This is a genomic window from Micromonospora sp. RTBAU3-60 (assembly GCF_054963695.1).
Map to the genome: position 1 here is coordinate 23,530 of NZ_JBUEGB010000029.1, position 25,241 is coordinate 48,770.

24 protein-coding genes and 1 pseudogene are annotated in these 25,241 nt (G+C 71.3%); 16 read left to right on the forward strand and 9 right to left on the reverse strand.

Going from position 1 to position 25,241, the window contains the following annotated elements; all coding sequences use genetic code 11:
- Positions 1-201: 201 nt before the first annotated feature.
- Entirely contained in the window at positions 202-1,161 is a 960-nt protein-coding gene (locus tag ACY34I_RS24915) for a hypothetical protein (RefSeq protein WP_462757449.1), read from the forward strand.
- Between the two features lie 857 nt (positions 1,162-2,018).
- Here ACY34I_RS24915 and ACY34I_RS24920 read toward each other — a convergent pair.
- From ACY34I_RS24920 to ACY34I_RS24930, 3 genes are all read right to left on the reverse strand, one after another.
- A complete protein-coding gene (locus ACY34I_RS24920) occupies positions 2,019-2,189 on the reverse strand; it encodes a hypothetical protein (protein WP_462757450.1) in 171 nt (56 codons plus the stop codon).
- Positions 2,190-2,503: 314 nt separating this feature from the next.
- The gene (locus ACY34I_RS24925; protein WP_462757451.1) at positions 2,504-3,289 is read right to left on the reverse strand and encodes a TIGR02391 family protein; all 786 of its coding nucleotides are present in this window, start codon (positions 3,287-3,289) and stop codon (positions 2,504-2,506) included.
- Positions 3,290-3,418: 129 nt separating this feature from the next.
- A complete protein-coding gene (locus ACY34I_RS24930) occupies positions 3,419-3,700 on the reverse strand; it encodes a hypothetical protein (protein ID WP_462757452.1) in 282 nt (93 codons plus the stop codon).
- 771 nt (positions 3,701-4,471) lie between these two features.
- On the opposite strand from ACY34I_RS24930, the pseudogene ACY34I_RS24935 reads away from it, so the two are divergent.
- The 3 genes and pseudogenes from ACY34I_RS24935 to ACY34I_RS24945 form a co-directional block, all read left to right on the forward strand.
- A pseudogene (locus ACY34I_RS24935) lies at positions 4,472-6,065 on the forward strand (ComEC/Rec2 family competence protein); the annotation flags it as partial.
- A gap of 131 nt (positions 6,066-6,196) precedes the next feature.
- On the forward strand, positions 6,197-7,177 hold the full coding sequence (gene holA / locus ACY34I_RS24940; RefSeq protein WP_462757496.1) for a DNA polymerase III subunit delta: 981 nt from the start codon (positions 6,197-6,199) through the stop codon (positions 7,175-7,177).
- Entirely contained in the window at positions 7,174-7,647 is a 474-nt protein-coding gene (locus tag ACY34I_RS24945) for a hypothetical protein (protein ID WP_462757453.1), read from the forward strand. The genes holA and ACY34I_RS24945 overlap by 4 nt, the downstream gene beginning before the upstream one ends.
- A gap of 368 nt (positions 7,648-8,015) precedes the next feature.
- Here ACY34I_RS24945 and rpsT read toward each other — a convergent pair whose 3' ends face one another.
- Positions 8,016-8,282, reverse strand: a complete 267-nt coding sequence (gene rpsT / locus ACY34I_RS24950; protein ID WP_462757454.1) for a 30S ribosomal protein S20 — start codon at positions 8,280-8,282, stop codon at positions 8,016-8,018.
- A gap of 202 nt (positions 8,283-8,484) precedes the next feature.
- Entirely contained in the window at positions 8,485-9,462 is a 978-nt protein-coding gene (locus ACY34I_RS24955) for a phosphotransferase family protein (protein ID WP_462757455.1), read from the reverse strand.
- Positions 9,463-9,537: 75 nt separating this feature from the next.
- On the opposite strand from ACY34I_RS24955, the gene ACY34I_RS24960 reads away from it, so the two are divergent.
- From ACY34I_RS24960 to ACY34I_RS24990, 7 genes are all read left to right on the forward strand, one after another.
- Positions 9,538-10,074 (forward strand): DUF4240 domain-containing protein, encoded by a 537-nt coding sequence (locus ACY34I_RS24960; RefSeq protein ID WP_462757456.1) that lies wholly within the window; start codon positions 9,538-9,540, stop codon positions 10,072-10,074.
- Positions 10,075-10,167: 93 nt separating this feature from the next.
- Positions 10,168-12,048 (forward strand): translation elongation factor 4, encoded by a 1,881-nt coding sequence (lepA, locus tag ACY34I_RS24965; RefSeq protein WP_148797338.1) that lies wholly within the window; start codon positions 10,168-10,170, stop codon positions 12,046-12,048.
- Positions 12,049-12,367: 319 nt separating this feature from the next.
- Entirely contained in the window at positions 12,368-12,649 is a 282-nt protein-coding gene (locus tag ACY34I_RS24970; RefSeq protein ID WP_148797337.1) for a GlsB/YeaQ/YmgE family stress response membrane protein, read from the forward strand.
- A 228-nt stretch (positions 12,650-12,877) separates the two neighbouring features.
- Complete coding sequence (locus ACY34I_RS24975) at positions 12,878-14,170, forward strand: extracellular solute-binding protein (RefSeq protein ID WP_462757457.1); 1,293 nt, start codon at positions 12,878-12,880, stop codon at positions 14,168-14,170.
- Positions 14,167-15,153 (forward strand): carbohydrate ABC transporter permease, encoded by a 987-nt coding sequence (locus ACY34I_RS24980; protein WP_148797335.1) that lies wholly within the window; start codon positions 14,167-14,169, stop codon positions 15,151-15,153. The genes ACY34I_RS24975 and ACY34I_RS24980 overlap by 4 nt, the downstream gene beginning before the upstream one ends.
- Positions 15,150-15,980 (forward strand): carbohydrate ABC transporter permease, encoded by an 831-nt coding sequence (locus ACY34I_RS24985; RefSeq protein WP_148797334.1) that lies wholly within the window; start codon positions 15,150-15,152, stop codon positions 15,978-15,980. Before ACY34I_RS24980 ends, ACY34I_RS24985 begins: the two co-directional genes overlap by 4 nt.
- A gap of 132 nt (positions 15,981-16,112) precedes the next feature.
- Positions 16,113-16,757: an MOSC domain-containing protein gene (locus tag ACY34I_RS24990; RefSeq protein ID WP_462757458.1), complete on the forward strand. Its 645-nt coding sequence runs from the start codon at positions 16,113-16,115 to the stop codon at positions 16,755-16,757.
- Between the two features lie 182 nt (positions 16,758-16,939).
- Here the strand turns inward: ACY34I_RS24990 and ACY34I_RS24995 are convergent, their stop codons facing one another.
- The gene (locus tag ACY34I_RS24995) at positions 16,940-17,806 is read right to left on the reverse strand and encodes a hypothetical protein (protein ID WP_462757459.1); all 867 of its coding nucleotides are present in this window, start codon (positions 17,804-17,806) and stop codon (positions 16,940-16,942) included.
- Between the two features lie 127 nt (positions 17,807-17,933).
- On the reverse strand, positions 17,934-18,719 hold the full coding sequence (locus ACY34I_RS25000; RefSeq protein ID WP_462757460.1) for an enoyl-CoA hydratase-related protein: 786 nt from the start codon (positions 18,717-18,719) through the stop codon (positions 17,934-17,936).
- Between the two features lie 19 nt (positions 18,720-18,738).
- Between ACY34I_RS25000 and hemW the strand changes: the two genes are divergently transcribed.
- Positions 18,739-19,962 (forward strand): radical SAM family heme chaperone HemW, encoded by a 1,224-nt coding sequence (hemW, locus tag ACY34I_RS25005; RefSeq protein ID WP_462757461.1) that lies wholly within the window; start codon positions 18,739-18,741, stop codon positions 19,960-19,962.
- Between the two features lie 40 nt (positions 19,963-20,002).
- Here hemW and ACY34I_RS25010 read toward each other — a convergent pair whose 3' ends face one another.
- Positions 20,003-20,620 carry a DUF4870 domain-containing protein gene (locus ACY34I_RS25010; RefSeq protein WP_462757462.1) on the reverse strand — a complete coding sequence of 206 codons (618 nt, stop codon included), beginning with the start codon at positions 20,618-20,620 and terminating at the stop codon, positions 20,003-20,005.
- Positions 20,621-20,881: 261 nt separating this feature from the next.
- Here ACY34I_RS25010 and hrcA point away from each other — a divergent pair, with 261 nt between their 5' ends.
- From hrcA to ACY34I_RS25025, 3 genes are all read left to right on the forward strand, one after another.
- Complete coding sequence (hrcA, locus tag ACY34I_RS25015) at positions 20,882-21,904, forward strand: heat-inducible transcriptional repressor HrcA (protein ID WP_462757463.1); 1,023 nt, start codon at positions 20,882-20,884, stop codon at positions 21,902-21,904.
- A 73-nt stretch (positions 21,905-21,977) separates the two neighbouring features.
- Complete coding sequence (gene dnaJ, locus ACY34I_RS25020) at positions 21,978-23,120, forward strand: molecular chaperone DnaJ (protein ID WP_462757497.1); 1,143 nt, start codon at positions 21,978-21,980, stop codon at positions 23,118-23,120.
- Between the two features lies 1 nt (position 23,121).
- The gene (locus ACY34I_RS25025) at positions 23,122-23,856 is read left to right on the forward strand and encodes a 16S rRNA (uracil(1498)-N(3))-methyltransferase (RefSeq protein ID WP_462757464.1); all 735 of its coding nucleotides are present in this window, start codon (positions 23,122-23,124) and stop codon (positions 23,854-23,856) included.
- 176 nt (positions 23,857-24,032) lie between these two features.
- Here ACY34I_RS25025 and ACY34I_RS25030 read toward each other — a convergent pair whose 3' ends face one another.
- Positions 24,033-24,794: an SDR family NAD(P)-dependent oxidoreductase gene (locus ACY34I_RS25030; RefSeq protein ID WP_462757465.1), complete on the reverse strand. Its 762-nt coding sequence runs from the start codon at positions 24,792-24,794 to the stop codon at positions 24,033-24,035.
- A 95-nt stretch (positions 24,795-24,889) separates the two neighbouring features.
- Here ACY34I_RS25030 and ACY34I_RS25035 point away from each other — a divergent pair, with 95 nt between their 5' ends.
- Positions 24,890-25,240 carry a histidine triad nucleotide-binding protein gene (locus ACY34I_RS25035; protein WP_148797324.1) on the forward strand — a complete coding sequence of 117 codons (351 nt, stop codon included), beginning with the start codon at positions 24,890-24,892 and terminating at the stop codon, positions 25,238-25,240.
- Position 25,241: the final 1 nt, after the last annotated feature.

The following is a 25,241-nucleotide window of genomic DNA, read 5'->3' on the forward strand; positions in this document are numbered from 1 at the left end:
AGTAGGTGCCTTGCTTGGTCGCGTGCTGGCCGCGAAGCCGTTGTCCCGCAACTTGAAGGCCAGAGCATGGGAGGTAGCTGGCTACCGAGGCGGGCGGCTGGTGGCTACCTTGGTCGTCAAGCCCATCGTCGAAGGTGAGCCGCCCGTGAGTAGTTGGGTTCCGTCACCGTCCGCACCCTCAATCAGAGGCAGAGGAGTGACATGAGTCTTGAGGAACACCCTGGCTTTCTTGGGTTCACCTCGCGAGGCGTGATGCTGATCCACGCCAACTGGCCGGCCTACCCGTTCGAGCACGGATGGGAGGTGGCGGTGACAAGTTTAGGCAGCTTTCCCTTTGGTGCGCAATTCGAGCGTATTGACGATATTGACAGATGCGCCCTCTTCTTGGCGCGAGGCCACGGCAAGTACAAGGATCCCCGCGACGAAGGAGCCTTTCATGTCGCGATTTGGCATGAGGACCTGCTGGAGGCGCACGATCTTGGCTTAGTGGATGGCGTCGAGCGACTTACCCATCGCCGATACGAGGCACGGCGACGCGAGGAACTCAGAGCAAGGCTCCTGCAGGACATTGAGCGGGAGGGTGGGAAACCACTTCCGGGCGACATCCTCTCGTCGCTCTATGCAGAGATTGGTGGCCGGAAGGTTCCCTTGGAACTGCCGCCGCTTGAGGATTATGACGACGGAGAGGACGACATCACTCCTTATCGGCCCTGGCTCGGTATCGACGGCTCAGGCACCGTGCGACTGACCGATCAGGGCTGGATCCGACTGGAAAGCCTTTGGGCCGATGCGTTAGATATACCGGAGCGCGCGCGCCCACGGGTCGACCCTATGATAGAGAGGGGGTTGTACGATTCGGCCCTTCGCGAACTTGGCGTTCTTATCGAATCGCGGGTACGCGAACTGACGCCGTCGTCGTCCCGGCTCGTCGGGTTCAGGCTCATTGATTCATTCATAAAAAACCTTGATCAGTCCAATTGTCTGCATAATGCTGGTTTGAAGATTCTGCGGAGCGAGCTTAGGGCGGCATTTAGTTTTGTGCGGAACGAGTTCGCTCATAATGTTGTCGACCTTCCAAAGCCTCGTGCCTACGCCCTGCTGGGTCGCATGTGTCACGTCTTGATGGAGGTCGACGAGGTGGCTGCAGAGCTTGACCAGTGAGAGCCGTCCGCTAGATCTTGAAGCTGAGAGAGGAGACGCCGAACGGCAACACTGACACCAGCGCAGCCTGTTGAGAGCGCCAGGCGCGAGAGCCGTGCAGATATCATCCTGTCCGGTGTCACACGTGGTGAGGATGTCGGCCCCGGCCGTGTCGGCGGTAGCGGAGCCGCATCCTCTGACGGTACTATTACCCTGCGAGCTAGAAAGCCTCCCTGCCCGGGGAATCGTGGCTTATCTGCCCGGTGGACGGCCGGCGGTCCCGACAGACCTAGTTGTGCCGGCCGCCCTCCACTATGATGGCCATCCTCGTCCCCTCCCTCCGGGGTGGTCCCGGCGGCTCCTCTGTGGTCGGTCCGGGTGTCCCCGGACGCGCAATTCCACTATGCACCGGGAATGGGTGGGCGTCAAGGCCTATTGGCCGGGCCAGTCCGCTTTTTCTTTCTATCTCGGCTATTTCTGCGGTTCATTATTCTGTTTGGTTTAGAGGCTTTAAATTAGCTAGTTTCTTGGAGCCTTATTAGGATCGTGGGATCAGAGCTAAGGCTGTGACGTCGTTCTGAGAGCATTCTAGGCCAGACAATCTAGAGTTAACGTAGACTGCTTAAGTAGCAGCTCTATGGTTTCCGGGTTTCCGCTACCTCTAAGTAGATTCGAGCAAAGCTTTCCGGAGATTACTAGCCCGCTTAGTGGCGGACACAGCGGAACGTCACTCGCGTCCTGCAACGGCCCAAGGCCGCTGACCGTGCATGCCGGACGCACGGAGCGGATCACGCTGGCGGTCGACCCAGCGGAGCGGGGCGGAGGACAAGGAAGAGGGCCCCGAAGCTCGGGACCCTCTTCCTACCGCTTCGCCCAGGTCAACGTCCGGGTCGCTCCCACGTCATGTACAGAAGGTCCCCGTCGCCCTCGGCGTCGACGCAGTAGGTGTCCGCAGGCACCATCCTCGTAAGCTCGCTCACCTCGGCCGGCGTGAGTGGCACTTCAAGCACGGCCACGAACACGCCTGGCTCTTCCTCGCTGATCTTCACGGCTCCTCCTGGACCGGCATCTTGGCGATGGCGCGGCAGAGGTTTTCTCCGGGCGGGACCCTCGGCCGTTCCGCCTCCCCGATCCGGGAGAGCACCTTGCCACGGAGACCAACGGGGTCGCGGACCTCGCGGACACGGCCAGCCCGGCTTCGGGTCGCGCCTCTGGCCGGCACTCGGCTCGGATGTGGTGGCCGACCATGGTCGGTGCCAGCTCGGGCACGACGAGGTCGGCGAAGATCCGCTTGTAGTACTGCAGTTGTTCTGGACGTGCGGCTAGCGAACGGTCGGAAGCCGCGCTGAGCTGATCCGCTGCCTCAGTCCTGAGCATCAGGTGTGGGAGTTCGGGAAGCCTCGCTAGCTGGCTTCTCCTGAATCTCTGCCCTGTCGATCCATCGAGCAAAGAGGCTAAAGGCTGCCAGGCACTCCAGGGCCTCCTGCTCCGGTAGGTCGTGATCCTCGTCCGAGAGATGAGCGACCGGGTTACGCACTGCGCCGAACAGCCCGCAGCCGAGGTTGGTGGCCCCGACGTGGACGCTCTTGAAGTGGTCCGGGTCATCCGGAGGGCACAGACGCAAGCGCGGCCGGCCAGGCTGAGGGTCCTCAAGGCTGAACGCCTCCCGTACAGCCTTGCTCTCGGAGACGTCAAACCGGCTCAGCTTCTTGCGAAGCCGAGAGTTGACGTTGACCGCTGCGGCGTGAATCGCCGCTCGGTGGTTGCCGCTCTCCCAATGCGGCCTAGCCGCGCTCCACGCCCAGGGGTGAAGGTCGTCCGCTGCGATCTGCGGGCCTGGCTCATCGAAACTGAGGTTTGCCTCGATCTCGTCGCGACGCTCGATCAAGGGAAGAGCAGCAAGAATCTCCCTACGCATCTCTGCGACCTGGCCGACGAGTTTCCGGGTGTAGTAAGGCCACTGCCAGTCCTCTAAGACACGCTCCATCGAGTGGCGTACAAGGGAGAGTTGCTTCTCCACCTCATCGTCAGGCATTCGGAAGCGCATCTCGTCGCTGTGCGTGCGGGTGCCTCGCCCGGTCTTGACGCGGTCCGTCATGTAGAGGAACTTCCTCCACTCGTCCAGGACCCAGGCGTAGTTGATCGACATGCTTCCCCACCCGTGACGCGAACGCTGTAGCGATCAGCAAGCCTACGGGTATCGAGGGTGCTCGACCAGCGAGAAGGGCCCCAGCATCGGGCCGCTGGGGCCCTTTCGGGTTGATCCTGGACTATCGGGTTACTGCGCGCGGTTGGCAGCTGCCACCTGCTCCCCGGTACGGCCGCAGCCGGCCCCGTTGCCGCAGATGACTAGATCCTCTTTGGTGCCGTAACCACCAAGCAGGCCCGACCCCTGGTGTCCGCAGATGAGACAGGCGAGCCCCTGCCGCTTCGCATCAGTGTCTGCCATCCGGTCGAACTTCTCAGCCTCGGTCGCTGGTTTCGTCCAGCCGAGGAACCTGCCGAATACCTGCCCCTGGTCTAGGTCAGGTTCGGGATTGAGCTTCCGTAGATCCTCCACTGCCTCTCCCATCATCGACGCTAGGTAGACGCTCAGTGCTACGCGATCGCTTGCGTACTCCGCGGACAGCCTTGCCCGTGCTTCCCCGCACGGCCACGGTTGCGCGCAGACTCGACACAGCCACAGCGGCCGTAGCGGCAGGTGGTCTCTGGGCGGTGCGCTAGGCATGCCTGCCGCCGTTCGCTCTGTACGCCTGCCCTCGCGTCAGGAAGTTTCCGAGCCATAGGACCTGTGTTGGCTGGTTCCAATGCGGCTCGATCCGTGCGGGCGGCTCGGGTATCGGCTCGACGGGCACGGCCTGGTGCTTGTCAGGACATGTCTTCCACCTCAGCCCGCAGGAGCAGTCACGGCGGAGCCAGCGGCGCCAGACAGGCCGGTGAACAGGAGCAAGTGGTATCGGTTTGAGGACCCTCCGTATGGGCATGCTCCAACTCTTGCCGAAGGGTTGACGAGTCGTCAACCCCTTCGGGTGACCCCTGTTGACGAGTCGTAAAGGGCCTTACCTGGATGGTCTAGATCGATGACCGAGGACGTTATGGCCATGGCCGAGATAGCGGCCTTCCTCGGTGTGTCCAGGCAGCGAGCTAACACGCTCGCTGACCGTGCGGACTTCCCTAAGCCGATCGCTCACCTGACAGTGGGCCGCGTGTGGGCGACAGCCGACATCCGGGCCTGGGCCGAGCAGCGACGCAGGGACCTTGAGGGCGAAGCGGGCTAGATTAGGCCGCCCCTGAGCTGCGGAAACCCCAGTCACCTGTCTAGCTGACGTTCTCCGGCTCCAACGTGGCCATCGTCCTCGGGGCGGTGCTGCTGCTCGCCCGCTGGGCCCGGGCCGTCCCCGGAGGCCGCCGTCCTCTGCGTGATCGCCCTGGTCGGGTTCGTGATCCTGGTCCGGCCGTCGCCGAGCGTGGTCCGCGCCGCGGCGATGGGAGCCATCGGCCTGGCCGCGCTCGCCGCCGGGCGGTCCCGGGCCGCGCTGCCCGCGCTGGCCGCGGCGGTCACCGTGCTGGTCCTGGTCGACCCGGAGCTGGCCGGGGACCCGGGTTTCACGCTCTCCGTGTGCGCCACCGCCGGGCTGCTGCTGCTCGCCCCCGGCTGGCGGGACGCGCTGCGCCGGCGCGGCGTACCGGTAGGGTTGGCCGAGGCGCTCGCCGTGCCGGCCGCCGCCCAGCTCGCCTGCGGTCCGGTGATCGCCGGCCTGTCCGGGACGGTGAGCCTGGTCGCGGTGCCGGCGAACCTGCTCGTGGTGCCGGCCGTCGCGCCCGCCACCGTGCTCGGCGTGCTCGCCGCCGTGGCGTCGCCGGTCTGGCCGGCGGACGCCGAGTTCGCCGCCTGGCTGGGAAGCTGGCCGGCCTGGTGGCTGGTGACGATCGCCCGGCACGGGGCTCGACTGCCCGCCGGGACGCTGCCCTGGCCGGGCGGAGTGACCGGCGCCCTGCTGCTGGCCGCACTGAGCGTCGCCCTGCTGCTCGCCGCCCGGCGGCCGCTGGCCCGGCGGCTCGTCGCGGTCTGCGTGGTCGCGGCGGTGCTCGGCGCGCTGCCCGTCCGGCTGCTGGCCGCCGGCTGGCCACCCACCGGCTGGGTGGTGGTGGCCTGCGCGGTGGGGCAGGGCGACGCGGTGGTGCTGCCGGTGGCGGCCGGCCGGGCGGTGGTGGTCGACGCCGGCCCGGACCCGGCGGGGGCGGACGGGTGCCTGCGCCGGCTCGGCGTACGCGAGGTCCCGCTGCTGGTGGTCAGCCACTTCCACGCCGATCACGTGGGCGGGATCGCCGGGGTGTTCCGCGTTCGGCGGGTGGCGGATGTGGTGACTCCCCAGTGGTCCGAGCCGCCCTACGGGGTGTCCCAGGTACGCGCCGGCGCCCGTGCCGGCGGTGCTGGGCTGCGTGCCGTCCCGGCCGGCTGGCGTTGGCGGTTCGGGTCGGCGGAGCTCGCGGTGCTCGGGCCGCCGTACCCGCTGCGGGGCAGCCGGTCGGATCCGAACAACAACTCCCTGGTGCTGGCGGCCACCGTGGCCGGCGTGCGGATCCTGCTCCCGGGCGACGCCGAGACGGAGGAGCAGCGGGCGCTCCTGGAGACGCTGCCACCCGGTGCCGTCCGGGCCGACCTGCTGAAGGTGGCCCACCACGGGTCGGCGTACCAGGATCCGGAGTTCCTGGCGGCGGTCCGGCCCGCCGTTGCCCTGGTCTGCGTGGGCGTGGACAACGACTACGGGCACCCCAGCCCGGGCCTGCTGGACCGGCTGACCCGCGCCGGCGCCCGAGTGCTGCGGACCGACACGGACGGGGACGTCGCCGCGGTGCGGGACGGGGCGGGTCTCGCGGTGGTGGCCAGGGGCGTGGGGCCGGGAGGTCGGGGCGGCCGGTGACCTCGGCGGATCGAAGCGACTTGTTGGGATAGCGGGTGGATCGACTCAAATGTCTGGATTCGCGCTGACTGCGGGCTGTGCCGTCACAGTCGCCGATGAGCAGGCACGATCCGGTCGGGGGCCGTGCGAATATGGGCGACGTGACCCCCGCCAGCCTGCCTCCTATTCTGCTCGTTCTCGGCGACGAGGAGCTGCTCGCCACGCGAGCGGTCACCGAAGCCGTCGCCAGGGCCCGCAGCGTCGACCCGGACGTGGACGTCCGCGAGTACCAGGCCGGTTCCCTGACCGTGGGCGAGATCGCCGAGATGCTCAGTCCGTCGCTCTTCGGCGGCCGCCGGGTCCTTGTGCTCCGGTCCGGCCAGGACGCCCGCAAGGACCTGGTCACCGCGCTGCTGGCGTACGCCAAGAACCCGGACCCCGACGTGCAGCTCGTGGTGCTGCACCTCGGTGGCGCGAAGGGGAAGGCGTTCGCCGACGGGCTGCGTGCCGCGGGCGCGACGGTGGTGCCCGCGGCGAAGCTCAAGGGGCACCGGGAGCGGGTGGCCTTCGTGCGGGACGAGATCCGCCGCAGCGGGGGGAGATGCACCGAGGACGCGGCCGAGACGCTGATCGCCGCTGTCGGCACCGACCTGCGGGAGCTGGCGGCCGCCTGTGCGCAGCTCGTCGCCGACACCGACGGGCGGATCGGGGCGGACACGGTGGCCCGCTACTACCGGGGCCGGGTGGAGGTGACCGGCTTCACGGTCGCCGACGCGACGATGGTCGGCGACGTCCCGGGCGCCCTGGAGGCGCTGCGCTGGGCGCTGCACGTCGGCGTCGACCCGGTGCCGATCGCCGACGCGCTCGCCGACGGCGTCCGTACGGTGGCCCGGGTCGCCTCCGCCGGGCGGGGCAGCCCGTACCAGCTGGCCAGCAGCCTGGGTATGCCGGCGTGGAAGATCGAGCGGGCCCAACGGCAGGGCCGGGGCTGGACCCCTGAGGGTCTGGTGGCGGCCATGCGGGCGGCCGCCGAGTGCAACGCGGCCGTCAAGGGCGGCTCCGACGACCGGGCGTACGCGCTGGAGCGGGCGGTCTTCGCGGTCGCCGCGGCCCGGCAGGGCGGCGCCCGGTGACCCGACCCGCCCGGTCCTGGACGACGGTCCCGACGGACGAGGAGCGGTACCGCCCGCTCTACGCCCGCGTTCTCGGGCTGCGCTTCGTCAACCCGGGCGGGGTGCTCTGCTTCCTCTTCTTCGAGGGGACGGTGGCGCTGGCCGTGCTGCTCGCCCTCGCCGAGCTGGTCACCTGGTGGGCGGTGCTGGTGCTACCGGCGGCGGTGGCGGTGATGGTGAAGGTCAACGACATGGTCGCCGAGGTGGTGATCCGCACCGCGGCGCAGGTGCCGGAGCAGGAACGGGACCGCTTCCGCCGGCAGATCGAGCCGGTGATCGGGCGGGCCCGGGTGCCGTCGACGGCCCGGGCGCTGCCCGGCGTGGTCCGCACCGGCGACCCGACGCTGCCGGGCGTCCGCCCCGCCGGACCGGTCCTCCCCGGCGACCGGGCGGGGCGCTGGCCGGACCAGCCTCGGAAGCCGTTCCGCTGACGGGCTCGTCCGTCGGCGCACCCCGCCGCGGCCGGGGTCGGCTCCGCGCCGGCGGCCCGCCGCATGGCGCCGGCGCCGGCGGTGGGCATGATCGACTCAACGTCGCCGACGTGGCGGTGTCCGAGGACCCCGGACAGCGCCGTTCCGCCGACGTGGCGGTGTGCGAAGACCTCGGACAGCGCCGTTCCGCCGACGTGGCGGTGTGCGAAGACCCCGGACAGCGCCGTATCGCCGATCCGGAGGCCGGGTCGACGGGCCCGCGTCCGGAGCGGAGTCAGCCGCGGGAACGCGGGCAGCCCGGAGAACGCAGACAGCCGGAAGCCCCGGGGCGGGTGCCCCGGGGCTTCCGGCCAGGTCTGCGGCGCTCGTCAGGCCGAGAACGAGGCGACGCGCTTCGCGATCGCCGACTTCCGGTTGGCCGCCTGGTTGGCGTGGATGACGCCCTTGCTGGCAGCCTTGTCCAGCCTGCGGGTGGCATCCCGCATCAGGGTGGTGGCCAGCTCGGTGTCGCCAGCCTCGGCAGCCTCGTGGAACTTCCGGACGGCGGTCTTCAGCGACGACTTGACCGACTTGTTACGCAGCCGGCGCTTCTCGTTCTGCCGGTTGCGCTTGATCTGGGACTTGATGTTCGCCACGCGACAGCCTCGTCTTGATAGCTCGGGTTGGTCAGCTTCCGCGCACGACGAGCATGCGTCATCGCCGCGCGAAAAGCCAGGTTACCAGGTCGGCCGGGACGAGCCAAAACGGCCCAGGGCGGGACGAGCCAAAACGGGGGCAGCCCGCGGCGAGCCGGAACGGCTCAGGCCGGGACGAGCCGAGGCCGCGAGCCGGGACGGCTCAGGCCCAGCCCTGCCGGGCGGCCAGCCAACCGAGCGCCTGCTCGCCGCTCCACCGCTGGTGCGCCCGGATGTGCGGGGAGGCGGTCGACGGACCGGCGGCGGCGCTGGTCAGGAAGTACCCGGACAGCGCCGCGAGGGTCACGTCCAGCGCGTCGGCGGGGGCGTCGGCGGCCGCCGGGTGGGTGGCGAAGGCCACGTCCACGTCCAGGCCGCTGGCGTACCCGGTGATCAGCAGGCTGACCAGGTCGAACCAGGCCGGCCCGTGGCAGAGCCAGGTCCAGTCGCAGAGCCACGCCCCACCCGCCGGGTCGATCAGGAGGTTGTCCACCCGCAGGTCGCCGTGCGCCAGCCCGCCGGTGACGGCGTACCCGGGGAGGCGGGACTCCAGCGTGACCAGCTCCGGGAGCGGGGCCCAGGCCGGCAGCTCCGGCGCGGGCTCGCGGCCGGCGGCCACCTCGCCCCACCAGATGATGTCGTCGCGGGCCAGGTCGGCGAGGCGGGGCAGGCCGAGCGCCACCAGCTCCCCGGGCGGATCGGCGAGCGCGGCGGCCACCTCGGCGTACGCGGCGAGGGCGGCGTCCAGCTCCGCCGGGTCCCAGGGCAGCCGGGGCGTCCGCCCGTCGACCGCGTCCAGGGCGAGCGCGTACCAGCCGGCCTCGGTCAGCGCCCAGCGTGGGCGGGGGACCGGTAGGCCGGCGGGGAGCCGGGCCAGGATCGCGGCCTCGTGGAAGTACCAGTCGGCCAGCTGCCGCTGCGTGTCCAGGGGCGCCGCCTTGACGAAGACCCGGCCGCCGTCGGGACCGGTGAGCACCGCGGCGAAGCCCCGGGTGAAGCCGGCACCGGCCAGCCGGACCGCCACCGGGGGGCCGCCGAGTCGGGCGGCCACCGCCTCCCGCAGCCCGGCCGGCAGCGCGGCCCAGTCGGGGCGGACGGCCGTCGCCTCGTACGGCACCGGGGGCAGGGACACCGCGCGCACCCGCCCATGCTGCCCTACCGGGTGGCGGCCCGGGTACGCGCTCGCCGTCGGTCGGCTCTGCCAGACTGGCGAGCCATGAGGACCGACGACTTCTGGCAGCTGATCGACCGCGCCCGCGCCGGCGGCGGGGGAGAGCCCGCAGCGATCGCCGCCCGCGCGGTCGCCCTGCTCGCCGAGCGGTACCCGGCGGAGATCGTCGGGTACGCCCACCACCAGCAGCGGGTGCTCGCCGCCTCCTACCGGGTCGACCTCTGGGGCGCGGCCTACCTGATCAACGGGGGCGCCTCCGGCGACGGGTTCGAATACTTCCGGGGCTGGCTGATGACCCAGGGCCGGGGCGTCTTCGCCAAGGCCGTCGCCGACCCGGACTCCCTGGCCGAGCTGCCGCAGGTCCGGGCCGCCGCGCTCAGCGGCGAGGAGTTCGAGTGCGCGGACATGCTGGCGGTGCCCTGGGAGGCGTACCGGAAGGCGACCGCGACCGAGCTACCGGCGGACCGTGATCCGGTGCCGGTTCCCGACCTGAACGACTTCTGGGACTTCGACGATGAGGAGGAGGTCACCCGCCGCCTGCCTCGGCTCGCCGCCCTGTTCGCCGCGCCGCCGGAGGAGTGACCGGGGAGGACCGGCGTCCCGGGCGGCGTGGGAGCATAGAGGGGGCCGGCGCCACGCCGGCCCGCTCACGTCAGCCGACCAGAACGGACCGCTGTGCCACCGACGCTCGATCCCGGCGCGAACGCTCCTGGTGCCACCGACCCCGGGCGCATCAGGAACTTCTGCATCATCGCCCACATCGACCACGGGAAGTCGACCCTGGCCGACCGGATGCTGCAGCTCACCGGCGTGGTCGATCCTCGGCAGATGCGCGCCCAGTACCTCGACCGGATGGACATCGAGCGCGAGCGGGGCATCACGATCAAGAGCCAGGCGGTCCGCATGCCGTGGACCGTCCGGGAGGGTGACCGGGCCGGCGAGACTGCCGTGCTCAACATGATCGACACCCCGGGTCACGTGGACTTCACCTACGAGGTGTCGCGGTCACTGGCCGCCTGCGAGGGTGCGATCCTGCTGGTCGACGCCGCGCAGGGCATCGAGGCGCAGACCCTGGCCAACCTCTACCTGGCCCTTGAGAACGACCTGCACATCATCCCGGTGCTCAACAAGATCGACCTGCCGGCCGCCCAGCCGGAGAAGTACGCCGAGGAGTTGGCCCACCTGATCGGTGGCGACCCGGCGGACTGCATCAAGGTCTCCGGCAAGACCGGTGAGGGCGTGCCGTACCTGCTGGACGAGATCGTCCGGCAGTTCGTGCCGCCGGTCGGCGAGGCCGAGGCCCCGGCCCGCGCGATGATCTTCGACTCGGTGTACGACGTCTACCGGGGCGTGGTCACCTACGTCCGGGTGATCGACGGCCGGATCAGCGCCCGCGACCGGATCAAGATGATGTCCACCGGCGCCACCCACGAACTGCTGGAGATCGGCGTCATCTCGCCGGAGATGCAGAAGTCCGACGCGCTCGGGGTCGGCGAGGTGGGCTACCTGATCACCGGCGTGAAGGACGTCCGGCAGTCCCGGGTCGGTGACACCGTCACCATCAACGCCAACCCGGCGAAGGAGGCCCTCGGCGGCTACAAGGACCCGAAGCCGATGGTCTACTCGGGTCTCTACCCGATCGACGGCTCGGACTACCCCAACCTGCGCGACGCGCTGGACAAGCTCAAGCTCAACGACGCCGCGTTGACCTACGAGCCGGAGACCTCCGGGGCGCTCGGCTTCGGCTTCCGCTGCGGCTTTCTCGGCCTGCTGCACCTGGAGATCATCCGGGAGCGGCTGGAGCGGGAGTTCAACCTCGACCTGATCTCGACCGCGCCGAACGTGGTCTACCGGGCCGTCCAGGAGGACGGCGAGGAGATCGTGGTGACCAACCCGAGCGAGTACCCGACCGGCAAGATCGCCGAGGTGTACGAGCCGACGGTGCGGGCCACCGTCCTCACCCCGAACGACTACGTGGGCGCGGTGATGGAGCTGTGCCAGGGCCGGCGGGGCAGCCTGCTCGGCATGGACTACCTCTCCGCCGACCGGGTCGAACTGCGCTACACGCTGCCCCTCGCTGAGATCATCTTCGACTTCTTCGACCAGCTCAAGAGCCGCACCAAGGGCTACGCCTCGCTGGACTACGAGCCCTCCGGCGAGCAGGCGTCCGATCTGGTCAAGGTGGACATCCTGCTGCACGGCGAGCCGGTGGACGCGTTCAGCGCCATCGTGCACAAGGACAAGGCGTACAACTACGGCACGACGATCGCGGCGAAGCTGCGCACGCTGATCCCGCGCCAGCAGTTCGAGGTGCCCATCCAGGCGGCCATCGGCAGCCGGGTGATCGCCCGGGAGACAATCCGCGCCATCCGCAAGGACGTGCTCGCCAAGTGCTACGGCGGTGACATCAGCCGTAAGCGCAAGCTGCTGGAGAAGCAGAAGGAAGGCAAGAAGCGGATGAAGATGGTCGGCCGGGTGGAGGTGCCGCAGGAGGCCTTCATCGCCGCCCTCTCCTCCGACTCCGGCGACGGCAAGCCACCGGCCGGCAAGAAGTAGGCCCATCGCCGGTACGCCGACGCGCGGCCGGCGCCCCGCCACGGTGACCCGTATCCGGGTCCCGCGGGCGGGGCGCCGGCCGTTTTTCGCGTACCCCGGAGGTGCCTTTCCGCGCCGCGGACGCCCGCCGTCCAATCGGGTCGGCACCCCGCGCCACCTGCGCAATCACCTTGTCGAGGAGGCGGGTCCAGGGCCGGGCATCGACCGGGTGCCATCCGTCCGGCGGCGAATCGGTTTGGGTTTTCGGCCGGTCGGGAACTTAGCGGTCACGACAGACAACACGCGACAACGTGTGACAGATCTTAGGAGGAGAGCGACCATGACCGTCATCGGAATCATCACCGCGCTCATCGTCGGTCTGATCGTCGGCGCGCTGGGCCGCCTGGTCGTGCCGGGCCGGCAGAACATGCCAATGTGGCTGCACATGCTGATCGGCGTGGGTGCCGCGCTGCTCGGCACCGTGCTGGCCCGGGCCCTGGGCATCGCGACCGAGACCGCCGGCATCGACTGGATGGAACTGCTGGTCCAGGTTGTGCTGGCCGCGATCGCGGTGGCCCTGGTCGCCGGGGTCGGTGGGCGGCGCAGCGTCTCGCGCTACTGACCTCACAGCACAACCCCCGAAACGCTCAAGCGGGCGCCCGACCTGGTCGGGCGCCCGCCGGCGTTGTCCGGCCTGACCTGCCCGGACGTCACCCCTGCCGCCCGGGCGGCGGGCTGCGATACGGTCGCCTCGCCCCCGCCCGCACACTGCCCCCTGTCGTAAAGGAATTTTTCCTACTAAGGTGCGGCGGAGAAGGTTAGTGCCAAACGGCGTGAGGGAGATATAGGCGTGAACAGGTGGAAGCGGCTGGCGCCGGTCACCGCCATCGTGGCCTCGGCCGCGATGGTGCTGACCGGGTGCGGTGGCTCCGGAGACGACGAGAAGGCCGCCGACAACAGCAAGCTGACGGTCTGGATGATGGGCGAGGGCGGCGACGCCCAGAACAAGTTCCTCGACAGCGTCGAGGCCGAGTTCAAGAAGAAGCACCCCGAGACCGACGTGGTGGTGCAGTACATCCCGTGGCTCGAGGCGCCGAAGAAGTTCCAGGCGGCGCTCGCCGGCGGTGAGGGACCGGACGTCACCGAGCTGGGCAACACCGAGACGCAGGGCTGGGCGGCGCAGGAGGCCCTTGCCGACGTCAGCGGCAAGTTCAACGGCTGGGCCGAGGGCAAGGACATCCTGCCCGACCTGGTGAAGAACGCCCAGCTCGACGGCAAGCAGTACGGCGTGCCGTGGTACGCCGGCGTCCGGGCGATCTTCTACCGCACCGACTGGTTCGCCGAGGCGGGCGTGAAGCCGCCGACGAACTGGGACGAGCTGGTCGCCGCCGCGAAGGCCGTCCAGGCCAAGAAGCCGGGCACCTACGGCATCGCGCTGCCCGGCAACTCCGAGCTGCCGTTCTACTCGTTCCTCTGGTCGACCGGGGCGGAGATCGCCACCAAGCAGGGCGACACCTGGAAGTCCGGCTACAACACGCCGGAGGCGCAGAAGGCGGTCAAGTTCTGGACCGACCTGGTGACCGTGAACAAGGTCGCCCCGCCGGCCGCCGCGGGCTGGAACGAGATCGACGCCCGCACCCAGTTCTCGACCGGCAAGGCCGCCATGGCGTTCGCCGGCTGCTGGCAGGGCGCCGCCATGAAGAAGGACAACCCCGACATCGAGAAGGTGTGGGCCACGTTCCCCATCCCCGGCGCGGACGGCAAGCCGGCCCCGGCCTTCGCCGGCGGTTCCGACATCGCCCTGTGGAAGGACAGCAAGCGGCAGGACCTGGCCTGGGACTACATGACCGTGCTGCTGAGCAAGCAGAAGGACAAGGAGTTCGCCAGCAGCCTCGGCTTCTTCCCGGTCTACAAGGACCTGGTCGGCGGCGGTGACTACGCCAGCGACAAGGTGATGTCCGGGTGCGCCACCGCCATGCAGAACACCAAGCTGACCCCGCTCACCCCGAAGTGGGTCGAGGTCAGCCGGACCAAGACGGTGACCCAGGCGATGAACAGCTCGGTCATCAAGGGCCAGAAGACGGTCGAGAAGGCCACCGCCGACGCGGCCACCGAGATGGAAAGCATCCTCAACGCCAAGTGACCACGCTGACCGAGGCCACCGGCACGTCCGCCGCGCGGGAGACCCCCGCGCGGCGGCGTCGCCGCGTGGACCGCCTCCCGTACCTGTTGCTCCTGCCCTGCCTGGCCGTCATCGCGGTGCTGCTGCTCTGGCCGCTCGGCCAGGTCGTGATGATGTCCTTCTACAAGCTGGACAGCGTCCGGCAACTGCGGGGGGACCGCGAGTGGCCGTGGGTGGGCCTGGCCAACTACGCACAGATCCTCGGCGATCCGTTCTTCCGTACGGTGCTGCGCAACACCGTGCTGTTCGCGGTGGCCAACGTGGCGCTGACGATGATCCTCGGCACCCTGGTCGGGCTGCTGCTCAACCGGCTCGGCCGAAAGATGGCCACCTTCGTCGCCAGTTGCGTGATGCTGGCCTGGGCCACCCCGGCGCTGACCGGCACCATCGTCTGGAAATGGATCTTCGACGACACCAGTGGCCTGGTCACCTGGCTGTTCAACAAGCTCCCGGACGGGCTGTCCACCACGCTCTTCGGGCGCAGTGACTGGACCGGCTACGGCTGGTTCAACGACCCGCTGCTGTTCTTCGCGATCCTGACCCTGGTGGTGGTCTGGCACTCGTTCCCGTTCATCGCGGTGAGCGTGCTGGCCGGGCTGAAGAGCGTGCCGAGCGAGTTGCAGGAGGCGGCCCGGGTGGACGGCGCCGGGCCGTGGCGGGTCTTCTGGTCGGTCACCTTCCCGATGCTGCGCCCGGTCTTCGGCATCCTCGTGGTGCTCTCCACGATCTGGGACTTCAAGGTCTTCACCCAGCAGTTCGTGCTGGCCGGCGGCACCCAGGACCGGCCCACGTTCATGCTCTCGATCTACTCGTACGCGGAGGCCTTCTCGCCGCCGCCCAAGTACGGCCTCGGGTCGGCGATCGCGGTCATCCTCACCCTGATCCTGCTCGTGGTGACCGGTGTGTACGTCCGCATGGTGCTCCGGCAGGAGGACGAGTCGTGAAGAAGGTCGCCCTCAACGGCGCCGGTCTGCTGGTCGCGCTCTTCGCAGCGTTCCCGGTCTACTGGATGATCGCCACCTCGTTGAAGCCCAACCGGGAGATCTTCTCGGCGACGCCGCGTCCGGTGCCGGCCGAGCCCACCCTGGAGCACTACCGGGAGATCCTCACCGGCAACCTGATCCCGGGTGTGACGTTCACCGACTTCTTCCTCAACAGCGCGCTCGTCGCGGTGGCGACGGTGCTGCTCAGCGCGCTGGTCGCGTTGCTCGCGGCGACCGCGGTGGCCCGGTTCCGGTTCCGGCTGCGGACCAGCTTCCTGATCCTGCTGCTCGTGGTGCAGATGATCCCGCTGGAGGCGCTGGTCATCCCGCTGTTCCTGATGATCCAGCGGCTCGGGCTCTACAACACCCTGCCCAGCCTGATCCTGACGTACCTGGGCTTCTCGCTGCCGTTCGCGGTGTGGATGCTGCGCGGCTTCGTGGCCGCGGTGCCCAAGGAGTTGGAGGAGGCGGCGGCGATCGACGGCGCCAGCCGGGCGCAGACCTTCCGCCGGATCCTCTTCCCGCTGGTCGCGCCCGGCCTGGTGGCGACCAGCATCTTCTCCTTCATCACCGCGTGGAACGAACTGATCTTCGCGCTGACCTTCGTCAACGACCAGCAGAAGTACACCCTGCCGGTGGCGATGACGTTCTTCTTCGGGCGGGACGACACCGCCTGGGGTTCGGTGATGGCCGCCTCCACGCTGTTCACCCTGCCGGTGATCGTGTTCTTCCTGCTGGTGCAGCGCCGGATGGTCTCCGGACTGGTCTCCGGCGCCGTCAAGGGCTGAGGTGCAGGGCAGGGGCCCCTTCTCAACGTCTCCGGGTCGAGCAGGGGTCCCTTCTCAACGTCTTTGGTCAAGCAGGGGCCCCGCCTTGACGCGCGATTCTGCGGCCGGAGCGGTGCCCGTAGGCTCACCGCCATGACGGGACGGCTGGCAGCGGTGAACGTGGGCGTGGTGACCGAGGCGGAATGGGCGGGCGACCCGAGCGGCCGCAGCGGCATCGACAAGCGGCCGGTCGACGGCCCGGTGCGGGTCCGGTTCGACGGGCTGGCCGGCGACTTCATCGGCGAGCGGGCCCACCACGGCGGCCCCGACCAGGCGTTGTACGCGTACGCCGAGGAGGACGCCGGCTGGTGGGCCACCGAGCTGGGTCGGCCGCTGCGCCCGGGCGCCTTCGGCGAGAACCTCACCACCTGCGCGGTGGACGTCACCGGAGCGATCATCGGCGAACGGTGGGCGGTCGGTTCCGCCCTGCTGGAGGTGACCAAGCCGCGCACCCCGTGCACCACCTTCGCCGGTTTCTGGGGCGTACCGGACCTGATCAAGCGGTTCACCGTCCGGGCGGCGCCCGGGGCGTACCTGCGGGTGCTGCGCGAGGGCGAGATCGGCGCGGGCGACCCGGTCGAGGTGGTGGCGCGCCCGGCGCACGGGGTGACCATCGGCGAGGTGTTCCGGGCGACCACGCTGGAGCCCGACCTGCTGCCCCGGCTGGCCGACGTGCCCGAGCTGCCCGAGCGGATCCGGGAGAAGGTCCGCCGCCGCCTCGGCGCCGCCGGCCGCTGACCGTCGCTGCCGCTGGCCGCCGCTGACCGCTGGCCGCCGCTGACCGCTGACCGCCGCCGGCCGCTGACCGCCGGCCCGCTGGCCGCTGACCGCCGCCGGCCGCTGACCGCCGGCCCGCTGGCCGCTGACTGCCGCCGGACGCTGGCCGCCAGTCGGTGGCCGGGCGCGCTGCCCGGGCCCGGTCACGTCGCGGCGAAGACCTCCGTCAGCACCTCGGTCGACGCGGCCCGGCCGCCCTTCACCCGGTCCCAGGTGCCGTGCTCGGCGGTCCACTCCAGGTCACCGAAGCGGACCCGCTTCACCCCGTGGTCGTCGGCGTGGGAGACCAGCCAGTGGGCGTACCGCCAGCCGTTGCGACTGTCCGGCGCCGGGACGGCGAACCCCGTCAGGTCGGTCGGCGGGGTGAGGCCGGACAGCCCCCAGTCCTGGGTCAGGCTCTCCACCAGGGCCGCCGCCGCGGCCGGGCCGCGCATCGTCGGCTGCGGCCCGACCGTGCAGGCCACCGCGCCGGTCGCGTCGCCGAGCAGCGCGCGGGTGAGGACCTCCGACTCGTCGGCCCACTTCTGGTACGCCTCGGGGTAGGCCGACCGCTGCACCCGCTGCGCGGCCTCGGTGACCCGCATCTCCTCCCAGCCCCTGACCTTCTTCAGCGCGGCGTAGAACTTCTTCGCCGCGTAGCGCGGGTCCTGGATCTGCTCGGGGGTGCCCCAGCCCTGGCTCGGGCGCTGCTGGAACAGGCCCAGCGAGTCCCGGTCGCCGTGCGCGATGTTGCGCAGGTGCGACTCCTGGTACGCGGTCGCCAGCGCCACCACCACGGCCCGCTCGGGCATCCGCCGCTGCACCCCGATCGCCGCGATCGTGGCCGCGTTGGCCATCTGCTCGGCGCTGAGCACCACCTGGCCGTCGGCCTGGACGGTGCAGGTCCGGCTGGCCGTCGGCAGGCGGAGGTGCTGCCCGAACTGCTTCGTGACGAAATAGACGCCGAGCAGGGCGACGACCGCCACCACCACACCGCCTGCCACGACTGCAACCCGAGTTCGCACCCGCACCCCCTGTCCCGACAGTCCGACAAGCGTACGTCCCGCGCCACGGCGGACGGGTCCTCCGACCGGCTGCGTCGCGCGCCGTCACCGGCCCGCCACCGACCGCGTCCGGCGCACCGGACTCCGTCGCCTCTCAGTCTCCGCTGGGCACCCAGGCCGCCGGCCGCTTCTCCCGGAACGCGGCCACGCCCTCCCTGCCCTCGGCCGAGAGGAAGTACCCGGTGGACAGCGCGGCCAACTCGGCGATCTCCGCGCGCAGGTCGGTCGCGGCCGGCCGGCGCAGCAGCTCCTTGGCGCCGGCGAGGGCCCGCGGTGCCCCCTTGACCAGCGACGCGCAGTAGCGCTCCACCGCGGCGCCCAGGTCGCTCGCCGGCACCGCGGCGGTCACCAGACCGATCTCGGCGGCCCGCCGGCCGTCGAAGGTGTCGCCGGTCAGGTACAGCTCGGCGGCGGCCCGGGGGTGCAGCCGCGGCAGCACGGTCGCCGAGATCACCGCCGGGATCACCCCGATCCGGACCTCGGTGAAGGCGAACGTCGCCTCCTCGGCGCAGACCGCCAGGTCGGCCGCGGCGATCAGCCCCAGCCCGCCGGCCCGCGCCGGCCCGGCCACCTTCGCCAGCACCGGCTTCGGGCACTCCCGGACCGCCACCAGCACGTCGCCCAGCATCCCGGCCGGCACCGTTCCGCTGGCGTACGCGGCGGCGGTCTCCTTCAGGTCCGCCCCGGAGCAGAAGACCGGGCCGGTGTGGTCCAGCACGATCGCCCGGACCGCGTCGTCGGCGACCGCCGTGGCGAGCCCGGCCAGCAGCTCGGTCATCAGCGTAGTGGAGAGCGCGTTGCGGTTGTGCGGGCTGTCCAGGGTGAGGGTGGTCACCCCACGGGCCGTGGCGACCCGCACGAGAGCGTCCGGAGAGGTCATGCCGGGCACACTAGTGGCCATGCCCGGCGTCCTTCCAGAAGGCGAATCCGTCCCGCGCGACGGATCGCTGCCCGCTGCCGCCCGCCGCGCCGTCGGCGCCCGCGGCTTCGGCGTGTACGTGCACGTCCCGTTCTGCGCCAGCCGGTGCGGCTACTGCGACTTCAACACGTACACCGCCGCCGAGCTGGGCGGCGGTGCCGGCCGGGAGACCTACGCCGACACGGTGCTGGCCGAACTGGCCCTCGCCGGCCGGGTGCTGGGCGACACCCCGCCGCCCCGGGTGGACACCGTCTTCGTGGGCGGCGGCACGCCCACCCTGCTCCCCGCCGACGACCTGGCCCGGATCCTGGACGGCATCGACCGCACCTGGGGGCTGGCCGCCGACGCCGAGGTGACCACCGAGGCCAACCCCGAGTCGGTCACCCCCGAGTCGCTGAAGGCGCTGCGGGCGGCCGGCTACACCCGGATCTCGCTCGGCATGCAGTCCGCCGCGCCCGGGGTGCTGGCCGTCCTCGACCGGCAGCACAGCGCCGGCCGGGCCACCGCCGCCGCCCAGGAGGCGCGGGACGCCGGCTTCGACCACGTGAACCTGGACCTGATCTACGGCACGCCGGGGGAGACCGCCGCGGACTTCGCCGCCTCGCTGGACCAGGTGGTGGCCGCGGGCGTGGACCACGTCAGCGCGTACGCCCTGATCGTGGAGGACGGCACCCGGCTGGCCGCGCGGATGCGCCGCGGCGAGCTGCCGTACCCGAGCGACGACGTGGCGGCGGACCGCTACCTGGCCGCGGAGGCCGCCCTCGACGCGGCCGGTTTCTCCTGGTACGAGGTCTCCAACTGGGCCCGCTCCGAGGCGGCCCGGTGCCGGCACAACCTGCTCTACTGGACCGGCGCCGACTGGTGGGGCCTCGGCCCGGGCGCGCACAGCCACGTCGGCGGGGTGCGCTGGTGGAACGTCAAGCACCCCAGCACGTACGCCCAGCGCCTGGCCGGCGGGGAGTCCCCCGGCCTGGCCCGGGAGGTGCTCACCGCCGACGAGGCGCACATGGAGGACGTGATGCTGCGGCTGCGGCTCGCCACCGGCCTGCCGCTGGACGTGCTAGACCCGGCCGGCCGGGCCGGTGCCGAGCGCGCGCTGGCCGACGGCCTGCTGGCCCCCGACGCGTACGCGACCGGGCGGGCCGTGCTCACCCTGCGCGGCCGGCTGCTGGCCGACGCGGTGGTCCGCGACCTGCTGCCCTGAACGATCGCACCCGGCCGGCCCGGAGGCCGGCCGGGCGGGATCACTTGATGAAGCTGGCGGACATCGGGTAGCGGTAGAGCTGCCCCTCGTTGGCCTTCATGCCGGCGATGATCCCGAACAGGATCTGGATCACCACGACCGCGATGCTGGGCAGGAAGAGCAGGCACCAGCTCACGAAGAGCAGCACGAACGCGATGATCGACCAGAGGATCTGGAAGTTCAGCGCGGCCAGGGCGTGCGCCCGGACCGCCGGCGACTGCTGACCGCGGGCCAGGTACGCGATGAGCGGCGCGACGAAGCCCAACGGGCCGAAGCTGATCAGGGCGCCGGCAGCGCCGCCGAAGTGCGCGACCAGGGCCCAGGTCTTGTCATCGTTGGTGGGGTAGCCGGCGGGCGGCCCGTACGCGCCGCCGGTCGGGTAGCCGGCGCCGGGCGCGGCGTGGCCGCCCGGAGGTGGGTAGCCACCCGACGGCGGCTGGCCACCGGAGGGCGGCGGATAGCCACCGGGCGGGGGATAGCCGCCCGCCCCCGGTGCGCCGGACAGTGGTGCGGTGGGGGGCTCGTCCGCCGACGAGCCGAACGGTGCCGACGGCGGGGTCGCCTCCGGCGGCTGGGCGCCGGAGTCCCCCGCTCCAGGAGGGCGAGGAGGTTCAGTCATGGACGTCACGGTAGGTCCCGTTGGCAAGGGCGCACCAGAGCGAGATCGCCCGGGATGTCCGACTGTTCGGCCCAGGCGAGGTGACTGTGCGGCGGGCCGCACCGGAGGTCCGTCGCTGATCATCGCGTCGGCGGGCACACCGACGTAGACTGGCACTCGCTACAGTCGAGTGCCAGACGCTCAGTCGGCACCGCGTGCCGCCTGGTCGAGACTGGGTTGCGCCGGGTGCCGGCGGGCCGGGGTGCGTCAGGAGGTGGGGAGATGGGTCTCGACGACCGCAAGCTCGCCGTGCTGCGCGCGATCGTCGAGGACTACGTCGCCACGCAGGAGCCCGTGGGCAGCAAGGCCCTCGTCGAGCGCCACCAGCTGGGCGTCTCCCCGGCCACGGTCCGCAACGACATGGCGGTGCTGGAGGACGAGGGCTACATCCGGCAGCCGCACACCAGCGCCGGCCGGGTGCCCACCGACCGCGGCTACCGGCTCTTCGTCGACCGGCTCTCCCGGGTCAAGCCGCTCAGCCCCGCCGAACGGCGGGCCATCGAGCGCTTCCTGGTCGGCGCGGTCGACCTGGACGACGTGGTGCACCGCACGGTCCGGCTGCTCGCCCAGCTCACCCGGCAGGTCGCCGTGGTGCAGTACCCGAGCCTGGCCCGCTCCAAGGTGCGCCACCTGGAGCTGGTGCCGATCTCCACCACCCGCCTTATGGTGGTCATGATCGCCGACACCGGGCGGGTCGAGCAGCGGCTGGTCGAGCTGCCCGGGCCGATCCCCGCCGACGATGTCACCGACCTGCGTCGGCTGGTCAACGAGAAGCTGGTCGGCAGCCTGCTGTCGGAGACCCCGCCGCTGGTCCAGGCGCTGGTGGACGAGTCCGCGCCGCGGCTGCGCCCGGCCATGGCCACGCTCTCCAGCGTGCTGCTGGAGACGCTGGTCGAGCGGCACGAGGAGCGCCTCGCGCTGGCCGGCACCGCGAACCTCACCCGCGGTGGCCTGCTGGACTTCCAAGGGTCGCTGCGCCCCATCCTCGAGGCTCTCGAGGAGGAGGTCGTGCTGCTCAAGCTCATCGGCGAGGCCGAGCCGAGCACCACCCGGGTGCTGATCGGCGACGAGAACGAGGTCGACAACCTGCGCGCCGCCTCCGTGGTGAGCACCGGGTACGGCCCCGGCAGCACCATCGTCGGTGGCCTCGGCGTGCTCGGACCGACCCGGATGGACTACCCCGGCACCATCGCCACGGTGAGGGCCGTGGCACGCTACGTGGGCGATCTGCTGGCCCAGAACTGACCAGTCAGGGCCGCCGGCCGCCCAACGGCCGACGACCGCGCAACGCGAGACGAAAATGGGGACACCGAACGCAGTGGCCAGGGACTACTACGGCATTCTCGGCGTGAGCCGGGACGCCTCCGACGACGAGATCAAGCGCGCCTACCGCAAGCTGGCGCGGCAGTTCCACCCGGACGTCAATCCGGACCCGGAGGCACAGGAGAAGTTCAAGGACATCAACGCCGCGTACGAGGTCCTCTCGGACGACCGGAAACGGCAGATCGTCGACCTCGGCGGCGACCCGCTCGCGCCGGGCGGCGGGGGCGCGGGCCCGGGCGGCCCGGGCGGCGCCGGCCCGTTCGTCGGGTTCCAGGACATCATGGACGCGTTCTTCGGTGGCGCGGCCGGCGGCAGCCGGGGGCCGCGTCCGCGTACCCGGCCGGGTGCGGACGCGATCCTGCGGCTCGAACTGGATCTGCACGAGACCGCGTTCGGCGTCGAGGCCCCGATCACCGTCGACACCGCAGTGCTCTGCACCACCTGCTCCGGCGCGGGCACCGCGGCCGGCACCCACCTCGCCACCTGCGAGGCGTGCGGGGGCCGGGGCGAGGTGCAGTCGGTGCAGCGGACCTTCCTTGGCCAGGTGGTCTCGGCCCGGCCGTGCACGGTCTGCCAGGGCTACGGCACCACCATCCCGCACCCCTGCCCCACCTGCGCCGGGGACGGCCGGGTGCGGACCCGCCGTTCCCTCACCGTCAAGATCCCGGCCGGGGTCGAGGACGGCATGCGGATCCGGCTGGCCCAGCAGGGTGAGGTCGGCCCGGGCGGCGGCACCGCCGGCGACCTCTATGTGGAGATCCACGAGCGGACGCACGACGTCTACTCCCGCAAGGGCGACGACCTGCACTGCCGGGTCACCGTGCCGATGACCGCCGCCGCGCTCGGCACCCGGCTGACCATCAAGACGCTGGACAGCGAGGAGACGGTGGACGTCAAGCCCGGCACCCAGCCGGGCAGCACCCTGCGGCTGCGCGCCCGGGGCGTACCGCACCTGCGCGGCACCGGGCGGGGCGACCTCTACGTCCACCTCGACGTGCGCACCCCGACCAAGCTCGACGCGGACCAGGAGCGGATGCTCCGCGAGTTCGCCAAGACCCGCGGCGAGGAGGTCGCCGAGCTGACCAAGCAGGGCGGCTTCTTCTCCCGGATGCGCGACGCCTTCAACGGGCACGCCTGAGGTGTCGGCGCCGCTGTTCCTGGTCGAGGCGCTGCCCACCGGTGACACGGTGACGCTCGACGGCCCGGAGGGGCACCACGCCGCCACCGTGCAGCGGCTGCGGGTCGGCGAGGAGTTGCTGCTCGCCGACGGCCGGGGCGGCACTGCCGCCGCGGTGGTCACCGCCGTCGGCCGGGGCACCCTCGACCTGGCGGTCACCACCCGGGGGTACGTCGACGCGTCCGTCCCCCGGCTCGTGGTGGTGCAGGGCATCGCCAAGGGCGACCGGGGTGAGCTGGCCGTGCAGGCGATGACCGAGGTCGGGGTGGACGAGATCGTCCCCTGGGCGGCGTCCCGCTCGGTCGTGCAGTGGCGCGGCGACCGGGGCGTACGGGCGCGGGAGAAGTGGGCGGCCACCGCCCGCGAGGCGGCCAAGCAGGCCCGGCGCGCCTGGCTGCCGATCGTGGCCGGCACGCCCGACGAGTCCACCGCGACGGTGGCCCGGCGGATCGCCGGGGCGGCCACCGCGTTCGTGCTGCACGAGGAGGCCGAGGAGCGGCTGGCCACCGTCGCGCTGCCGGAGACCGGCGAGATCGTGCTGGTGGTCGGCCCGGAGGGCGGCATCGCCCCGCCCGAGCTGTCCGCCTTCGGCGAGGCCGGCGCGCGTACCGTCCGGCTCGGCCCGTCGGTGCTGCGTACCTCCACCGCCGGCGTCGCCGCCCTCAGCGTGCTCGCCGCCCGCCTCGGCCGCTGGTAGGCCGAGCGGCGTCCCCCGCCGCCGCGCGCGTCGCGGCACCCACCGGAACGCCCCGCCTCTGCTCTGCAGCCATGGATGCAACACCCCCGACGTCGGTAGGTGCTGCGTGGGTGGCTGCAGAGCAAAGGGGACGACGGAGTGTCGCGCGGGCCGGCTCGGGAGGGCGCCTGCCGAAGTCAGCTGCGCAGGTAGGAGGCGCCGTTGAGGTCGACGATGGTGCCGGAGGCCCACTCGGCCTCGGGGCTGGCCAGCCAGTGCACCGCGGCGGCGATCTCCTCCGGGCGCGCCACCCGGTGGAATGGGCTCTGTGCCCGGATCGCGTCGCCGCGCTCGCCGCTGAGGTGCGTGGTGGTCATGTCGGTCTCGACGAAGCCGGGCGCCACCGTGGCCACCGCGATGCCGTACGGGGCCAGGGCCAGCGCCAGCGACTGACCGAGCGCGTTCAACCCGGCCTTGCTCGCTCCGTACGCGGGCTGCTCCGGCTCGCCGCGGAAGGCGCCGCGGGAGGAGACGTTGACGATCCGGCCGCCCCGCTCGCGCATGTGCTGGGCGGCGCACCAGGTGACGTTGGCGGCCCCGGTCAGGTTGGTCTCCAGCACCAGCCGCCACTGCTCGCGCCACTGCTCGTACGTGTTGCCGAAGACCGGGTGCGGCAGGTCCCGTGGGCCGTACACGCCGGCGTTGTTCACCAGCACGTCCAGCCCGCCCAGCCGCTCCGCCGCCGTGTCGACCATCGCCCGGACGGCCTCCGGGTCGGTCAGGTCGGCGCGGACCACCACGTGCCCCTCGCCGGGCAACTCGGCGCGGACCCGCTCGGCCAACTCCGCCGAGTCCCGGTGGTGGATCGCCACCCGGTCCCCGCCCACCCCGAACGCCCGCGCCACCGCGCGCCCGATGCCGCGCGAGGCCCCCGTCACCAGTACCGCCCGTCCCGTCATGCGCGCCATGTTGCCGCACGGGCTGCCGTCGGTTAACAAGGGGTCCTTCCTGTGCAGAACGCGTTAACAGGGGGACCCTTCCTTACACTGCCCGAATGGGAACCGACTGCCTGTTCTGCCGGATCGTCGCCGGGGAGATCCCGGCCACCATCGTGCGGGAGACCGCCACCACCCTCGCCTTCCGGGACATCAACCCCCAGGCCCCGACGCACGTGCTGGTCATCCCCAAGGAGCACTACGCGGACGTGGCCACCCTGGCCCAGGGTGACCCGGGCCTTGCCGGTGAGGTGCTCGCCACGGCCGCCACGGTGGCCGAGGACGAGGGGCTGCTCGCCGACGGCTTCCGGCTGATGTTCAACACCGGGGCGTACGCCGGCCAGGAGGTCTTCCACGTGCACGCGCACGTGTTCGGCGGTGCACCGCTCGGCCCGATGCTCTGCCGCTGAG